This is a genomic window from Paenarthrobacter sp. UW852 (assembly GCF_024608385.1).
Lineage (GTDB): Bacteria > Actinomycetota > Actinomycetes > Actinomycetales > Micrococcaceae > Arthrobacter.
The window spans coordinates 270,213-286,105 of sequence record NZ_JAMSGY010000005.1 but is presented as its reverse complement, the minus strand read 5'-3'; the positions used below and the strand labels follow the sequence as shown (position 1 = coordinate 286,105).

The window sequence follows — 15,893 nt, the reverse complement described above, 5'->3', positions numbered from 1 at the left end:
GTCCAAACGCCGGACAGCCCACGATCCGGCAAAACAGGGCAGCCCAGCGGGATAGTGTTGGAGCACCATGAGCGACTGGATCCTGTACGTGATTCTCGCTGGGGGCGTGGCGTTTGCCGTCTCCAGTTGGTGGGGTGTGCGCCGATTGAAAGCCCGCCACATCAGGAGCGCCGTCCGGGAGGACGCGCACAATCCGAACCCCGGCGACCAGAAGGTCGCCGTCATCCTGAACCCGGTGAAGAACAACGCCGAGGTTGCCCGCAACGCCATCATCGACGCGTGCGAGCTCGCCGGCTGGGACGCGCCCCGCTTCTATGAAACTACGGTGGACGACCCCGGTTACGGCCAGTCACGGCAAGCGCTGGCGGACCGCGCCGACGTCATCCTGGCGTGCGGTGGCGACGGAACCGTCCGCGTGGTGGCCGAGTGCCTGGCCCACAAGAATGTGGCGATGGGCCTCATTCCGGTGGGCACCGGAAACCTGCTGGCACGCAATGTCGATCTGGATGTCACCGACATGGAGGGCTGCATCCAGACAGCGCTGTTCGGCCACCAGCGCTACATCGACACCGCCACCATGGCCATCAGCAACAGCATCACCGGCCACGCATCCACGCACACGTTCCTGGTGATCGCGGGCATGGGCCTGGACGCCGAAGTTGTCGGCGATACCCGGGAAGACCTCAAGAAGACCGTTGGCTGGCTTGCCTACACCGAAGCCGGCGTGCGCCACCTGCCGGGCCGGCGGAAGCGCGTCAGCATCACCATGGATGACGAGCCCGAACAGGCACGCAAGATCCGCAGCGTGCTCTTCGCCAACTGTGGACTGATCCCGGGCGGCATCGACTTCATTCCGCAGGCCATGATTGACGACGGCATGCTGGACATCGTGGTGATGAGTCCGCGCAGCGCGTTCGGCTGGCTCGCCATGTACACAAAGATCCTCTTCAAGCACAAGCACAACCTGCCCATGATGAGCTTCTACCGCTCGGGCAAGGTGACCATCCGCAGCCAGGAACCGATGGCCACACAGCTCGACGGCGATCCCTCCGGTGAGGCCACGAAGGTCACCGTGCAGGTTGAGCCAGCTTCCCTGCTGGTGCGCGTACCGAAGGCGAAGACCGCCTAGACAGCCCCGGCGTCAGGCTGGGCCGCGTTCCGCTCGGCTTCTTCGGCCGCTGCTTTCGCGGCAGCCCGGGCTTCGGACTGCTCCTTGATCATGGCCTGTTCTTCTTCAAAGCGGAGGCGATCCGCACGATCAGCATCGTCGCCGTCCCAGTCATCTTTGTTGTCACTCGAGGGCTTGGGATTGACGATCATGCCCTGGCCGTCTTTGTCATCGCTGTGGACAGTCATGACCGCTCCCTTCGTTGGTAATTCATCCACCGTTTATGGATCAGGCAAGCATACGCACACTTCCATCACTGCGAAAGGGCCTTGTGGACAGCGCCTACGAGCCCTTGAGCAGCGAGTCCACCCACGCATGGGCTGAGGCAAAAGCCGCGTCGGACGTGTGCGGAGCCACAACGGCTGCCTGCCGGTCCGCGCGGGCGTAGGAGCCAAGGAACCGGGTTGCCGGGCTGATTCTGTGCAGGCCCGCCAACGCATCCGCTACCCGCGAATCCGCGGCGTGGCCATCGGCGTCAATACTGAAGAAGTAGTGGCCCAGATACTGTCCGGTGGGCCGCGATTCGATCCTGCTGAGGTTCACGCCGCGGGACGCGAACTGGTCCAGGATGTCCATGAGGGCGCCGGGGTGGTCCTGCGGAAGCGGGACCACGACTGTGGTCTTGTCGGCTCCGGTCCGCTCCGGAAGCGGGCCGGGGCGGCTCACCAGGATGAACCGTGTGACGGCGTCCGGGTTGTCGCCGATGTTCGCGGCCAGGACGTTCAGCCCGGGCTGTTCGGCTGCGATCAGCGGGGCGCAGATTGCCGCGTCATAGGGTGCGTCGTCCGCCAACAGGCCCATGGCCGCGGCCGCCGTCGAGGAACCCGGAACGTAGTCTGCGTTCGGAATGTGTTCATCCACCCACAGACGGCATTGGGCCCAGGCGTGGCCGTGCGTCGAGATCCGCTTGATGTCGGAAAGCGCGACGCCGGGCCTCGCCACCAGCACGAAGGTGATGGGAACCAGGGCCTCACGGATGATCCGTAGCTCCTGGCCCGTGGCGATCGCATCCAGGGTTGCAGTGACCCCGCCTTCAACCGAGTTCTCGATGGGGACCATGGCCGCATCGGCTTCGCCTGCCCGGACCCGGTCCAGGGCGGTGTTGACGTTGGTGCAGGGAATGCGGGTGGCATCAGCAGCGCCCGGAACCTGCATGAGGGCGGCCTCGGTGAAGGTGCCCTCGGGGCCGAGGAACGTGTAGGTGACTGCCGACATTAATATTCCTTGCTGGTTATATGCGTTGGTTACAGAACTACCGGCTTGAGCCCGTTGTCTGAAACCATCGGCTTTCCTGCTTCCAGCCACATGTCCATCCCACCGGCAACATTCACCGCGGAGTAGCCCTGGCCGACCAGCCACTGAACTGCCCGGAAAGATCGGCCGCCGGTGCGGCAGATGACGAAGAGGTCGTCGTCCGGGTCAAGCTCGTCCAGGCGCGCCGGCAGCTGGTCCATGGGGATGTGGCGTGCACCTTCGGCGTGCCCTGCCACCCATTCGTAGTCTTCGCGGACGTCCAGGATGCTGGCATCAGCCGGAATGTCGCCAACAGGCACAGTGTCAAAGTCGCTCATTGGGGTCCCTTCCCATCGATTTAAGTCCAGCATCCAGCCTAGTCCTCGCAGCCCGAAGCAGTAACCTGGACCCGCAGGCGGTTGCTTACGGGAGCGCGGGCGTTAAGACTGGACCCGAAGCAATCCATCGAAACCGTGAGGAGCACCCTGTGCCTGCTGGGCAACCCACCATCCTGGCGACGTCCGGCGGATACAAGCCGGGCGAACGCACCAGAGTCGAGTTCAACCACTTGATGCACTACGCCGTGGAGCTCTCCGGCGTGACGGGCCGCGCGCCGCGGGTGACGCACATCGGCACGGCGTCCGGCGATCAACGCTGGTGGGCCGCCGAGATGGACCAGGCCGCCAGGATTGCGGGTTTCGACTTCAGCCACCTCAACCTTTTCACCATGCCGAACATCGCTGACCCGGAAGCGCATCTCCTGGAACAGGACGTGGTGTGGGTCAACGGAGGTTCGGTGGTGAACCTGCTGGCGGTGTGGCGCGCGCATGGGCTGGACCGGGCCCTCCGGAAGGCCTGGGAGGGCGGCGTGGTGCTGGCCGGCGTTTCCGCCGGTTCGATCTGCTGGTACCAGGGCGGCGTGACCGACTCCTTCGGTCCGGAACTGCGCCCGGTCACAGACGCCCTCGGCTTCCTGCCCTACGCCAGCGGCGTGCACTACGACTCCGAACCCCGCCGCGCGCCGGCCATCCACGCGTTGGTGGCCAACGGCACGCTGGGTGAAACCCACTGCACGGACGACGGCGTCGGGCTGGTTTACCGGGGCACGGAACTGGTGGAGGTGGTCTCCGAGGTGAAGAACAAGGCAGCCTTCCGGGTGACGGCCGGTGCGGGCGAGAGCGTGGACGCCGTGGCAGTGGAGGAGCGGTTGGAGTCGCGTTTCCTTGGCTGATCCTTCGTCCCGGGCCCCGGCCGGCCTGACCGCCGTAGGACTCCGTGATGCGTTGGCTTCCGGTGATCTGTCCGCCCGCGAGGCCTCCCAACACTTCCTCTCCGTCATCGAGGAGCGGAACAAGCACCTCGGCGCGCTCATCACGGTCATCCAGGAACAAGCCCTGACCGCAGCCAACACCGCCGACCAGTTGCACGCCCGCCTCTCGCGCCAGGGCAGGCTGGAGGAACTTCCCCTGCTTCACGGGATGCCCACGGCGTTCAAGGACCTCACCGACGTCGCCGGAGTTCCCACCACGCACGGCAGCGCAGCCCTGGATCACAAGCCAGCATCCGAGGACGGCGCGTTGGCGGCGCACTTGAGGCGTCACGGCGTCATCCCACTGGGTAAGACGCAGGTTCCGGAGTTTGGACTGACGGCCTACAGCGAAAACCGCGTGGCACCGCCGTCGCGCAATCCGCACTCACCGGGGCGAAGCTCCGGCGGCTCCTCGGGCGGCAGCGCTGCCGCAGTGGCCGCAGGGCTGGTGCCGTTCGCGCCAGGGACCGACGGCGGCGGGTCCATCCGGATTCCGGCCGGTGCCTGCGGACTGGTGGGCCTGAAGCCCGGGCGGGGCACTGTACCCGTGGGCACCAGCCCCGGCGATACGGCGCAGTTGGTGGTCACCGGCCCGCTCGCCCGGACAGCCGCCGATGCCGCCTTGCTCATGGACGCCCTGGTCCCCCGGGAACAAGCGCCCGACGGCGGATACCTCGCCAACGTGGGTCGGACGCCTGAGCCCCTGAAAATCGGTATGAGCCTGGCGAGTCCATGGGCCGGGATCTATCCCTTCGAGATTGAGCCTGAAGCGATGGACGCTCTGGCGAGGGGCCGCGAGCTGCTGGAAAAGGCGGGTCACAGCGTCAGCGAAGCGGAGATCCGGTATGACAACCGCTATCCGGAAGCGTTCACCGCAGCCTGGACCGCCGGCGTCGGAAGCGCCCGGATAGCACCCCGACGGGAGGCGCTGCTGACTCCGCTGACCCGGACGTTCCGGCGTCGGGCGCAACAGCGGAGCGCATCCAAGGTCAACGAAGCGCTGGGTTTCCTCCGGCAGTTCCAGCACGACACGATTGCGCAGTACTCTCCGTGGGACCTGATCCTCATGCCCACCTTGGCGCAGACGCCTCGGCCCATCGGCTGGTTCACCGGCGGTGGGCACAGCGGCGAGCGCTGGCCGAGCGAGTGGTCCGGCGACGCCGACGACGACTACAGAAGGCAGTGCGAGTACGCGCCGTGGTCCTCCATGGTGAACGTGTGCGGACTGCCGGCCATCAGCATCCCGGTTCACACAACCGTTGGTGGCTTGCCGATGGGGATCCAACTTATTGGCCGGATGGGTTCTGAGCTGCAGCTTCTCCAAGTGGCAGCTTCTCTGGAGGCTCATTCCTGACCGCGGGCACGCGTGTCTAGCATATGGAAAGTGCTTGCCTTGAGCATCTATCGATGTGACAATGCCCGCGGTCAGTGCCAGCATTGAGAAAATGAGCACTCCACAAACCACGGCTGAGCCTACAAAGGCTTCGGGCGATACGTCATTCTTCGGCCACCCCAAAATGCTGGCCAGCCTCTTCTCCGTGGAGATGTGGGAGCGATTCTCCTTCTACGGCATGCAGGGCATCCTGCTCTACTACATGTACTTCACCGCCGAACAGGGCGGCCTCTCCATTGACCAGGGCCTCGCTGCCAGCCTGGTGGGCGCCTACGGTGGAGGCGTCTACCTGTCGACGATCCTCGGCGCATGGCTCGCCGACCGTCTGTTCGGCTCGGAGAAGGTTCTCTTCGGCTCCGCCATCATGATCATGGGCGGGCACATCGCCCTGGCACTGATTCCGGGGATTCCGGGCCTCATTGCCGGTTTGGTACTCGTGGGCGTCGGCTCCGGTGGCCTGAAAGCCAACGCCACCGCACTGGTCGGCACCTTGTACGGCGAGAAGGATGAGCGCCGCGATGCAGGTTTCTCCATCTTCTACATGGGCATCAACATCGGCGGACTCATTGGGCCGCTGGTCACCGGTTGGCTGCAGACGAGTTTCGGCTTCCATGTCGGCTTCGGTGCCGCAGCCGTGGGCATGGCCATCGGCCTGGTCATTTACGCGCTCGGCCGCAAGCGCCTGCCCGAGGAAGCACACCGTGTCCCCAACCCGCTCCCGGCGAAGGACCGCACAAAGTACGGGCTGATCTTCCTGGGCATCCTTGTGGTGATAGGCGTCCTGTTGGGAACGGGGCTCGTCAACGCCAACAACCTGGCCCGCAGCATGGCGTACGCCGCCATCGGAGCTTCTGTGATCTACCTGGTCCTGATCTTCCGCAGTCCCTTGGTCTCCGGGCTGGAGCGCAAGCGCGTGGTGGCCTTTATCCCGCTCTACATCGCATCCGCCGCGTTCTGGGCACTGTTCCAGCAGCAGTTCACGTTCATTGCCGTCTACTCGCAGGAGAAGCTGGACCGCAATCTCTTCGGCTGGGAAATGCCGGCCGCGTGGGTCCAATCGATCAACCCGGTATTCATCATCATCTTTGCCGGCGTCATGGCTGCCCTCTGGACCAAACTGGGCCCCAAGCAGCCCAGCTCGCCGCTGAAATTCTCCGCGGGCCTTTTCATCATGGGCATTGCTTTCCTGGCCTTCATCCCTTTGGCGGGCGACGGCAAGACCCCGCTGCTGGCACTGGTGGGAATCCTGTTCCTGTTCACGCTGGCGGAGCTGTTCCTCTCCCCCATCGGCCTGTCCGTCAGCACCAAGCTCGCCCCCAAGGCGTTCCACACCCAGATGGTGGCCCTGTTCTTCCTGTCCGTCTCCCTCGGCACCACCCTGGCCGGCATCCTGGCTGGTCTTTACAACCCGCACGACGAGCTGCCGTACTTCCTGGGCATCGGCGGCGTGGCAGTGGTGCTCGCCGTGGGCCTGGCTTCGGCAACTCCCGCGATCAAGAAGTTGATGGGCGGGGTTCGCTGACAACCGACACAGCCGGACGTTGACCAACGACGGCGACCCTTGCGCCTGGTGGGATTCCCACCTGACGCAAGGGTCGCCGTCGTTCGCTTTTGCTTAGTAGTTGTACCGGCTGGTGGAGGCCCCGATCGCGGCAAAGAAGATGATGCCGAAGATTACGGTCAGTGCAATGCCGATGTAGCCCATCACCAGGCCCGCGATGGCCATGCCTTTGCCCGCTGGTTCCCGCTTGAGCGCGATGTGGCCGAGGATCACCGCTGCGATCTGCGGCAGGATGAAGAAGCCGAAGCCCACAAAGATGGCGATGCCGCAGCACATGCTGGCGATGCTTAGGCCTTTGGGTTCAGCCTGCATGGCGTAGTACGCGGGCTGGCCGTACGGTGACTGCGGCTGGCCGTAGGGCTGCTGGCCAAATGCCTGCTGCTGGTACGGGCTGGGCGGCTGGCCGTACGGCGACGGCGGCTGCTGGCTGTAGTCACCCGGCGAGTAAGCGCTCTGGCTTGGGGGCTGCGGCTGGGTGTAGAAGTCGTTCTGGCCCTGGGCGTTTTGCGTATAGGCGCTTTGCTCATGCGGCGGGATTGGCTGGGTGGCGTTGGCCCCCTGATCCGGTGTGCTGTAATCCGGCGTGGCGGGCTGCGGCGCGCTGGCCTCCGGTGCGCTGAACTGTGCGGGCGGAACGTACTGCGGCGGTTGGTAGCCCGCAGGCTTGTCCTCGTTGTCCTTGGATGGCTGATCTGACATAGGAATCCCCCTGCTATCTGGTCTTTGATCCCAACACTACCGCCGTCGCGGGCGGTGCATAAGTAGGACACATGTGACGGGATTCATGCATATGCATGGAATATGAACGGGAAGCGCGGGGTTGTCACTAATAGCGACGTAAGCAGCGCTAACTACGATATCTGCGGGATTCGTCCCGCGAAGGAGGAATCATGGGTAACTTCGAAGGCAAAACCGCGCTCGTCACCGGCGGCGGTTCAGGGCTCGGCGAAGCGATCAGCAAGGACCTCGCCAAGAACGGCGTCAACGTGGTTGTCACGGACGTCAATCTCGACGCCGCCACCCGCGTAGCAGACGAGATCACCGCAGCAGGCGGGAAAGCCGTACCCTTCCAGGGCAACACAGCAGTTACCGAGGACAGCAAGAAAGCCGTCGACTTCGCCGTCGAGACCTATGGTGCCCTTAACTACGCCGTCAACAACGCCGGAATCGGCGGAGCCAACGCCCCCATTGGAGAAGTCGACATCGATGACTGGGACCGCGTTATTGGAATCAACCTGAGCGGCGTCCTGTACGGAATGCGCTACCAGATCCCGGCCATCCTCGCAGCAGGCGCTTCCGAAGGCGCAATCGTCAACATGGCATCGATCCACGGTGCCGTCGCCGCACCCGGCAATGCCGCCTACACCGCAGCCAAGCACGGCGTCGTCGGCCTGACCAAAAACGCAGCCGCCGAATACGGCGCCCAGGGCCTGCGCGTCAACGCCATCGGCCCGGGCTACATCGACACCCCGCTCCTGGCCAGCGCCCCGAAGGAAGTTATCGACGGCCTCGAAGCCAAGCACTCGCTCGGCCGTCTGGGCAAGGCAGAAGAGATCGCGAACGTCACTACGTTCCTCCTTTCTGACAAGGCCAGCTTCATGACCGGTTCGTACGTACTCGTCGACGGCGGCTACACGGCTGTCTAGCGGCGCCGCCTCACTGACGCCCCCGCTCCGCCCCGGTTCCTTGGATCGGGGCGGAGCGTTCTTTTTGGCTAGCAGCCGTACTTGAACAAGGGGTTAATCTTCATTCAGGGGCGGCAGCCGTGGGCGCCATTCGGCGTCACAGGGACCGGATCCCGGACATTTCCTGTCGGCAGGCCCCGAGGTCTGGCATGCTGGACCCCATGGCTAGCCGAGCGGGCACAGTTGCCCTTCCCCAAGACCTTGTAGACATCACAGCCCTGTTGGACGCGTACTTCGACGTCGCCCCTGACCTGGGTGATCCCGCGCAGCGTGTGGCGTTTGGAACGTCTGGACACCGCGGATCCAGCTTGAAGGCGTCGTTCAACGAACCGCACATCCTCGCGATCACGCAGGCAATCGTCGAGTACCGCGGGCGCCAGGGCATCACCGGGCCGCTGTTCATAGGACGGGACACCCACGCCCTCAGCGAACCGGCACAGAACTCCGCGCTTGAAGTTCTGGCCGCCAACGGAGTCACCGTGCTGGTTGACGCACGGCACGCCTACACACCCACGCCCGCGCTGAGCCACGCCATCCTGAAGTACAACCGCGAAGCAGCCCCGGGCACGCCCCAGGCCGACGGAATCGTGGTCACCCCCAGCCACAACCCGCCCGGTGACGGCGGCTTCAAATACAACCCGCCCCATGGCGGTCCGGCTGACACCGACGCCACAGGCTGGATCGCCGACCGCGCCAACCAACTGCTGGAGAACGGCCTCCGTGGTGTGAAGCGCATTCCGTTGAACGATGCCTTGAACGCGGAAACCACCGGCAAGTTCGACTTCCTGAGCAGCTACGTGGACGACCTCCCCTCAGTGCTCAACCTCGACGCGATCCGTGAGGCCGGTGTCCGCATCGGCGCAGATCCCATGGGCGGCGCTTCGGTGGACTACTGGGGCGAAATCGGCGAGCGCCACCAGTTGAACCTCACGGTGGTTAACCCCACGGTCGATCCGCAGTGGGCTTTCATGACCCTGGACTGGGACGAGAAGATCCGCATGGACTGCTCGTCGCCGTCGGCCATGGCCTCCCTGATCAAGCGAATGTCAGTGGGTGCGGACGGTACAGCCGCCTACGACATCGCTACCGGTAACGACGCCGACGCTGACCGCCACGGCATCGTCACCCCCGACGGCGGCCTCATGAACCCCAACCACTACCTTGCCGTGGCCATCGACTACCTTTACCGGAACCGCAGTGGCTGGAACCCCGAATCAGTGGTGGGCAAGACCCTGGTTTCCTCCTCGATCATCGACCGCGTTGCTTCCGGGCTCGGACGCAAGCTGGTTGAGGTGCCGGTCGGTTTCAAGTGGTTCGTCCCTGGCCTGCTCTCCGGCGAAGGCGCATTCGGTGGCGAGGAATCAGCCGGAGCATCCTTCAACAAGCTCGACGGCAGCGTCTGGACCACCGACAAGGACGGCATTCTGCTCGCTCTTCTGGCTTCGGAAATCACGGCCGTCACCGGCTCCTCCCCCTCGCAGCTGTACAAGGGCCTCACCGACCAGTTCGGTGCGCCCGTATACGCGCGCATCGATGCCGCCGCCACGCGTGAGCAGAAGTCCAAGCTGGGCAAGCTCTCCGCTGCCGACGTCACGGCAACTTCCTTGGCCGGCGAAGAAATCACCGCCAAGCTCACCGAGGCACCGGGCAACGGCGCTTCGATTGGCGGCTTGAAGGTTGTTACGGAGAACGCCTGGTTCGCGGCACGCCCTTCCGGCACCGAGGACGTCTACAAGATCTACGCCGAGTCCTTCAAGGGCGCGGACCACCTGAAGCAGGTTCAAGAAGAAGCCAAGGCCTTGGTGGATGGGGTCATCTCGTAGGTGAGCGAGCGTCGGTGAGTACCAACGCTCACTCACGAAACCGACGGGATTTCCCAACGCTCTATCACGAAACAGACGGGATTTCCCAACGCTCTATCACATCCCGGCCCCCTGGAGCACGACTGGCGCCTAAAGCACCACTGACCTTTAAAACGAGAACCGCCCGCTCACCTCAGGTGAGCGGGCGGTTCTGTGTTCGAAGTGCTAGACGGTGCGGACCACATCGTCGTAGGAGAACTTCGGCTTGGCTGCGCCCCAGGCGTCCGGGCCGGGCTGGCCGATGTTGACCACGAGGAAGCTCTTCTGGTCACCGTTCGGGAAGAATTCGGCGTCGATCGCGGCGAAGTCGGCTCCGGTCATCGGTCCTGCGGCGAAGCCGAGCGAGCGGACGGCCAGGATGAAGTAGCCAGCCTGCAGGTGGGCGTTGTTGTTGCCCGTGGCTGCAGCAAGTTCAGCGTTGTCGTCGTACATGGCCTTGGGCGCACCGTACTCAGGAAGGAACTTGTCCCACTGACCCTGCCAGTTGGTGTCGTAGGACAGGAGCGCGACCAGGGGTGCGGACGCGGTCTTCGCCTGGTTGCCGCGGGACAGGTGGTCCACCAGCTTGGCACGGGCTTCGTCCGAGCGGACGTAGGTCACTCGGAGCGGCTGGGAGTTGAAAGCCGTCGGGCCGAACTTGGTGAGCTCGTAGATGGCGCGGGCTTGCTCTTCGGTAACCTCACCGGCAAAGCTGTTGGCGGTACGGGCTTCGGCAAAAATGGCGTCGACTGCTGCGGCGTCAATGACTGCTTCTTCGTGTGCAATCGTCATGGATGAACCTTTCGCTGGGCCAGGCCTTGTGGGCGGCCGGGCACTTCTGCTTTCCATGGTTGCAACTTCAACTTCCGTTGTCCTCTTCCCATGACGGCCCGTGACGTTGCGCACATAGCGTGACTCCGCGTGTCGTTTCCTTGCGTTGCGTGGCCCGTTTTGCGCGCTATTCCGTGTGCGAGGCGCGTAGAGCAGGCCCCACAATGGCGGTAATGTTGCACCGAATCCCAACACTCTTCTGAGGAAGGCCTGCCATGAGCATGCTCGGCACCAAATGGAAGCTCCACGGCAACGGCAAGTCCATCCGGCCCGGCCACGTGGTGGCACCGGATGAGCGGCTCGCGTGGCCGTTGACCATCGGCATCGGCATGCAGCATGTTGTGGCCATGTTCGGGGCGACCTTCCTGGTCCCCATCATCACGGGTATGCCTCCAGCCACAACCCTGTTCTTCTCGGGCATCGGCACGCTGCTGTTCCTCGTCATCACCAAAGGCCGGGTGCCCAGCTATCTCGGTTCAAGCTTCGCGTTCATCGCCCCGATCATGGCGTCCCAACAGCAGTACGGCGTCAGCGGCGCCCTGGGCGGCGTGGTGCTGGCCGGCGTCGTACTGGCCCTTATTGGTGCCGTCGTGCAGAAGTTCGGTGCCGACTGGATCAATCGGCTCATGCCGCCGATCGTTACCGGCGCGATCGTCGCGTTGATCGGCCTCAACCTGGCCCCTGCCGCGAAGAACAACTTCGACGCCGCCCCCGTCACCGCCCTGGTCACCTTGGTGACGATCATCCTGGTGTCCGTCCTGTTCCGCGGCATCCTGGGACGGCTGAGCATCCTGGTGGGCGTTGTGGTGGGGTACCTCGTGGCCATGATGCGCGGCGAGGTCAGCTACGAAAAAATGGACGCCGCAGCCTGGGTTGGCCTCCCGTTCTTCCAGACGCCCGAGTTCCACATTGGGGTTGTGGGCCTGTTTGTGCCGGTGGTGCTGGTGCTGGTGGCCGAGAACGTCGGGCACGTGAAGTCGGTAGCCGCCATGACCGGCCAAAACCTCGACGGCGTCTCCGGCCGCGCGCTGATGGCCGACGGCGCCGCGACGGTGCTTGCCGGATTCGGCGGCGGTTCGGGTACAACCACTTACGCAGAAAACATCGGCGTCATGGCCGCCACCAAGGTCTATTCGACGGCGGCGTACTGGGTGGCCGGTATCTTCGCCATCCTGCTGAGCTTCTCCCCGAAATTCGGAGAACTGATTGCGACTGTCCCGCCGGGCGTCCTGGGTGGCGCCGCGACGATGCTCTACGGCATGATCGGCGTCCTTGGCGTGAAGATCTGGGTGCAGAACAAGGTCAATTTCTCCAACCCGATCAACCTGACCACGGCCGCCGTGGCCTTGATCATTGGCATCGCGGACTACACGTGGACCATTGGCGAGCTGAAGTTCACGGGCATCGCCCTTGGGTCAGCTGCAGCACTGGTGATCTACCACGGCATGAAAGGCCTCGCCCGTTGGCGTGGGACCGTGGCTGAACCGGAGACCGAGACGGCGGGACTGCCGCCTGCGGTGAAGTCGGCGATGAACGCCGCCGCCAAGCGAACGGGACGCAAGGGGAAGTAGCCCCGCAACGGCCCGCTACTTGCTCCCGAACCTGGCGTTGTAGCGGCTCATGAATGCGGCCATGGCGTCGCGGGCGACCGGCTCGAGGGGACGGTAGGTCCTGGTTCCGTTCGCCTCGGCCCAGCCGGTACTGATGCCGCTAGCCGCCAACCAGGTGATCTGCTTGTAGAACGGATTTTTCGTGGCAATGTCCGCAAAAGGCGACTTTGCGGGCGGGCTGTAGGCCGGCGAACCTGCCAGGCGGTACATGAACGCGGCCATGGCATCACGCGCAACTGGTTCGAGCGGCCGGTAGGTCTTGGTTCCATTGGCTTCGGTCCAGCCCGTGCTGATGCCCTTGCTGGCAAGCCAGGTGATCTGCTTGTAGAACGGGTTATCCGGGGCGACATCAGCGAACGGCGACCTGGCCGGCGGGGTGAAGGAAGGCGATCCGGCCAAGCGGTACATGAACGCGGCCATGGCATCACGCGCAACGGGCGCGAGGGGACGGTACGTCCTGGCGCCGTTCGCTTCGGTCCAGCCAGTCGAGATGCCTCGCGACCCGAGCCAGTTGATCTCGGTGGTGAACTGGCCACCAGCAATATCAGAGAAGATGGGACCCGGATTCTTGGCGAACGCGGTCAACTCGGTGAGCGAGCCCCTGAAGACGTTCTGGTCCCCCGGGAAGACGCCGGAGTCGGCGTGCTGCCACAGGGTGTAGCTCGTCCAGCCGGCGGGAAGCTCTCCGGGCGTCGATGCCCAGCTCGCGATGTGGAGCGGGTGGTTCCCGAAGCCGTTGGCCTTACCGGTGCACCTATTCCACCAGTCGGTAGTCGTGTAGATGGCTGGAAGGCGCCCGGTCCTAGCCAGGATGGTGGTGGAGAAGTCGGAGATCCACGAAATCATCTGGCCCGGCGTCATTCCATAGCAGGCGCCGTCGCCGTAGGGGCTGTATTCCAGGTCCAGCAGGGAAGGCAGTGTTTTCCCGTCCGGCGTCCACGCTGCACCACTCTGGAGGAAGTGGTTGGCTTGCGCTGCTCCGGACGAGGCATTGGGAAGGGCGAAATGGTAGGCGCCGTGCAGCATGCCGGCTGAAGCCGCCCCAGCGTACTGGCCGGCGAAGTAGGGGTTGCTATACGCGGTCCCTTCGCTGGCCTTGACGTAGGCGAACTTTGCCCCGTTGGCTGCGGCTTTGGACCAGTCCACCACGCCCTGGTGGCTGCTCACGTCCATTCCACGCACGCCTTGCGGCACTGCCAAGGGCGAAGCGTCCTGGATCGTGGCCAAATCCTGGCCCTCGCTTTCGTTGTCACGAAGAGTGGATCCCATGGAGTGGTCCCCTTGGCCTGGTTCTTCGGCGGCAGTCGCTGCCCCTGCCCCTGAGGCGGCAAGGGTCACGGCGGCCAAGAGAAACGCAGTCACTTTGGCTCCGAGAGCGCCTCGGATGGGCGTTTTGACGGACGTGTGCGTTCTGAACATGTGGCGAGTCCTCCGGGGTGCGGGAGGAACCGGCGCCCCCACGTCATGCGACTCAGCCTACTATCCAGTAGCCACCCGCCGGCGCAAGCCCCGGTGCGACCCCAGGTGGTGATCCACGGAAATTAATAGTCAGCTTGCTTACTAAGACCGTGTTCCCTAGGCTGGAACAGGTCAGACAAACAACTCTCGCAGCAACGGCATGTGCCCAAAAGGCAGCCGAACAAGAGGAGGAACAATGTCAGAACACAACATCTCGGGCAAGAAGGTCGCATTCCTGCTGACGGACGGCGTGGAGCAGGTGGAACTCACCAGCCCATGGCAAGCAGTGAAGGACGCCGGTGGCGAACCTACGCTCATCGCCCCTGAAAAGGGCACCATCCAGGGCTACAACGGCACCGAGCCGGGTGACACTTTCGATGCCACCCTCGCGGTGTCAGACGCCAATGCATCCGACTTCGACGCCCTGGTACTCCCGGGCGGCGTCGTGAACGCGGACAACCTCCGCGTCGACAAGGACGCCCAGAACTTCACACGAGCCTTCTTCGAGCAGCACAAGCCCGTGGCATCGATCTGCCACGGTCCATGGCTCCTCATTGAGGCCGGCGTCATCAAGGGCCGCAACGTCACCTCGTACCACACGCTCCAGACGGACCTGAAGAACGCGGGCGCCAACTGGACCGACGAAGAAGTGGTGTGCGATCAGGGCTTGGTCACCAGCCGTAAACCGGACGACCTGCCCGCCTTCAACGCCAAGGTCGTGGAGGAAATCTCCGAAGGCCAACACGCCGGCCAGACCGCCTAGCGGCCAGCCGAGCCACATAAGGCGAGTGCCGCCGTCGTACTTTCACGAGATGTACGACGGCGGCACTCGCCGTTTCGTTGCAATGTTGCGCACGTCACACTCACCACATACGCTGGGGGCGCTGCAGCGTGGCAGCAACGATGAAAGGCAGTACATTGACCAGCGAGAAGCTTTCCGTAGTTGTTCGCGTCGACGTTGACGGCGAACAGATCCAGATCGCAGCGACCGGTCACGTGACCGCACAGAGCCTGCAGGGGCTGTATCCGGTGGTTCAGCGGACCAGGAGCCTGGGCGGCGGCCTCGGCGTCGAGATGGACCTGACGGACGCGATGGTGGATCCCGAAGCCCTGGATCAGCTCAAGGTTTATGCTGAGCTCCATGAAATGCCGGTCAAACTCAACCCTGCCCCCGGCAACGTGACTGCCCTTCCGTCCCGCGAATTCCAAACAACAAGCCGAGCAGCCTAACAGGAGGCACCGATGCGCAAAGTTACCGCCGGACTGTTCCACTCCGTCGATGGCGTGGTCCAGGATCCGTTCAAGTTTCAGTTCGATAGCTTTGACGAGGACCTTGGCAAGGGCCTGACCAAGATGATCAATACCGTGGACACTGTGGTCCTGGGCCGGATCAGCTACCAGGAATGGGCCCAGTATTGGCCGAACGCGACGCAGGACGACGACTTCGCCAAATTCATTAACCCCGTCGAGAAGTTCGTCGCATCCCGCACGTTGGCTGAGCCGCTGGAATGGGAAAACTCGCACCTGATTGACGGCGACGTGGAGCAGTTCGTCACGGAACTCAAGAACCGCGACGGCGGTGAGATCGCCGTGTGCGGCAGTATCTCGCTGGTACGCCAACTGCTGTTCGCGGGCGTGCTCGATGAGCTGACCCTGATGACGCACCCGGTGATTGCCGGTACCGGCCGTCGGCTCTTCGAGGACGGTGATCCGCTGAACCGGCTGGTGCTGGAGGACCAGTACGCCACCAGCAAGGGCAACGTGGTGAGCACGTACAGTCTGCGGAAAGACTAAACGCACGACG

16 protein-coding genes are annotated in these 15,893 nt (G+C 64.0%); 10 read left to right on the top strand and 6 right to left on the bottom strand.

The window, feature by feature from the left end:
• Nucleotides 1-67 precede the first annotated feature (67 nt).
• Nucleotides 68-1,129 carry a diacylglycerol kinase family protein gene (locus NEK97_RS11400; protein ID WP_257370036.1) on the top strand — a complete coding sequence of 354 codons (1,062 nt, stop codon included), beginning with the start codon at nt 68-70 and terminating at the stop codon, nt 1,127-1,129.
• Here NEK97_RS11400 and NEK97_RS11395 read toward each other — a convergent pair.
• The 3 genes from NEK97_RS11395 to NEK97_RS11385 form a co-directional block, all read right to left on the bottom strand.
• Complete coding sequence (locus tag NEK97_RS11395; RefSeq protein ID WP_257370035.1) at nt 1,126-1,356, bottom strand: hypothetical protein; 231 nt, start codon at nt 1,354-1,356, stop codon at nt 1,126-1,128. The genes NEK97_RS11400 and NEK97_RS11395 overlap by 4 nt on opposite strands.
• Before the next feature lie 94 nt (nt 1,357-1,450).
• Nucleotides 1,451-2,383, bottom strand: a complete 933-nt coding sequence (pheA, locus tag NEK97_RS11390; protein ID WP_257370034.1) for a prephenate dehydratase — start codon at nt 2,381-2,383, stop codon at nt 1,451-1,453.
• 29 nt (nt 2,384-2,412) lie between these two features.
• Nucleotides 2,413-2,739, bottom strand: a complete 327-nt coding sequence (locus NEK97_RS11385) for a rhodanese-like domain-containing protein (protein ID WP_235518011.1) — start codon at nt 2,737-2,739, stop codon at nt 2,413-2,415.
• A gap of 149 nt (nt 2,740-2,888) precedes the next feature.
• Between NEK97_RS11385 and NEK97_RS11380 the strand changes: the two genes are divergently transcribed.
• From NEK97_RS11380 to NEK97_RS11370, 3 genes are all read left to right on the top strand, one after another.
• Nucleotides 2,889-3,632, top strand: coding sequence for a peptidase E (locus NEK97_RS11380; RefSeq protein WP_257370033.1), 744 nt, complete (start codon nt 2,889-2,891; stop codon nt 3,630-3,632).
• Nucleotides 3,625-5,064 (top strand): amidase, encoded by a 1,440-nt coding sequence (locus tag NEK97_RS11375; RefSeq protein WP_257370032.1) that lies wholly within the window; start codon nt 3,625-3,627, stop codon nt 5,062-5,064. Before NEK97_RS11380 ends, NEK97_RS11375 begins: the two co-directional genes overlap by 8 nt.
• 61 nt (nt 5,065-5,125) lie before the next feature.
• The gene (locus tag NEK97_RS11370) at nt 5,126-6,625 is read left to right on the top strand and encodes a peptide MFS transporter (RefSeq protein ID WP_257370031.1); all 1,500 of its coding nucleotides are present in this window, start codon (nt 5,126-5,128) and stop codon (nt 6,623-6,625) included.
• 93 nt (nt 6,626-6,718) lie between these two features.
• On the opposite strand, the gene NEK97_RS11365 is transcribed toward NEK97_RS11370, so the two are convergent.
• Entirely contained in the window at nt 6,719-7,363 is a 645-nt protein-coding gene (locus NEK97_RS11365; protein WP_257370030.1) for a DUF4190 domain-containing protein, read from the bottom strand.
• 191 nt (nt 7,364-7,554) lie between these two features.
• On the opposite strand from NEK97_RS11365, the gene NEK97_RS11360 reads away from it, so the two are divergent.
• Complete coding sequence (locus NEK97_RS11360) at nt 7,555-8,310, top strand: SDR family NAD(P)-dependent oxidoreductase (RefSeq protein WP_257370029.1); 756 nt, start codon at nt 7,555-7,557, stop codon at nt 8,308-8,310.
• A gap of 200 nt (nt 8,311-8,510) precedes the next feature.
• Nucleotides 8,511-10,172: a phosphoglucomutase (alpha-D-glucose-1,6-bisphosphate-dependent) gene (gene pgm, locus NEK97_RS11355; RefSeq protein ID WP_257370028.1), complete on the top strand. Its 1,662-nt coding sequence runs from the start codon at nt 8,511-8,513 to the stop codon at nt 10,170-10,172.
• Between the two features lie 204 nt (nt 10,173-10,376).
• Here the strand turns inward: pgm and NEK97_RS11350 are convergent, their stop codons facing one another.
• The gene (locus tag NEK97_RS11350) at nt 10,377-10,982 is read right to left on the bottom strand and encodes a malonic semialdehyde reductase (RefSeq protein WP_257370027.1); all 606 of its coding nucleotides are present in this window, start codon (nt 10,980-10,982) and stop codon (nt 10,377-10,379) included.
• Nucleotides 10,983-11,236: 254 nt separating this feature from the next.
• Between NEK97_RS11350 and NEK97_RS11345 the strand changes: the two genes are divergently transcribed.
• On the top strand, nt 11,237-12,592 hold the full coding sequence (locus tag NEK97_RS11345) for a uracil-xanthine permease family protein (protein ID WP_257370026.1): 1,356 nt from the start codon (nt 11,237-11,239) through the stop codon (nt 12,590-12,592).
• Nucleotides 12,593-12,607: 15 nt separating this feature from the next.
• Here the strand turns inward: NEK97_RS11345 and NEK97_RS11340 are convergent, their stop codons facing one another.
• Nucleotides 12,608-13,993, bottom strand: coding sequence for a lysozyme (locus tag NEK97_RS11340; RefSeq protein WP_257370025.1), 1,386 nt, complete (start codon nt 13,991-13,993; stop codon nt 12,608-12,610).
• Between the two features lie 292 nt (nt 13,994-14,285).
• Here NEK97_RS11340 and NEK97_RS11335 point away from each other — a divergent pair, with 292 nt between their 5' ends.
• The 3 genes from NEK97_RS11335 to NEK97_RS11325 all read left to right on the top strand — a co-directional run bounded on the left by NEK97_RS11335 (nt 14,286) and on the right by NEK97_RS11325 (nt 15,883).
• Nucleotides 14,286-14,852 carry a type 1 glutamine amidotransferase domain-containing protein gene (locus tag NEK97_RS11335; protein ID WP_257370024.1) on the top strand — a complete coding sequence of 189 codons (567 nt, stop codon included), beginning with the start codon at nt 14,286-14,288 and terminating at the stop codon, nt 14,850-14,852.
• A 140-nt stretch (nt 14,853-14,992) separates the two neighbouring features.
• On the top strand, nt 14,993-15,319 hold the full coding sequence (locus NEK97_RS11330) for a hypothetical protein (RefSeq protein WP_257370023.1): 327 nt from the start codon (nt 14,993-14,995) through the stop codon (nt 15,317-15,319).
• 12 nt (nt 15,320-15,331) lie between these two features.
• Nucleotides 15,332-15,883 carry a dihydrofolate reductase family protein gene (locus NEK97_RS11325; protein ID WP_257370022.1) on the top strand — a complete coding sequence of 184 codons (552 nt, stop codon included), beginning with the start codon at nt 15,332-15,334 and terminating at the stop codon, nt 15,881-15,883.
• The last annotated feature ends 10 nt before the right edge of the window (nt 15,884-15,893 follow it).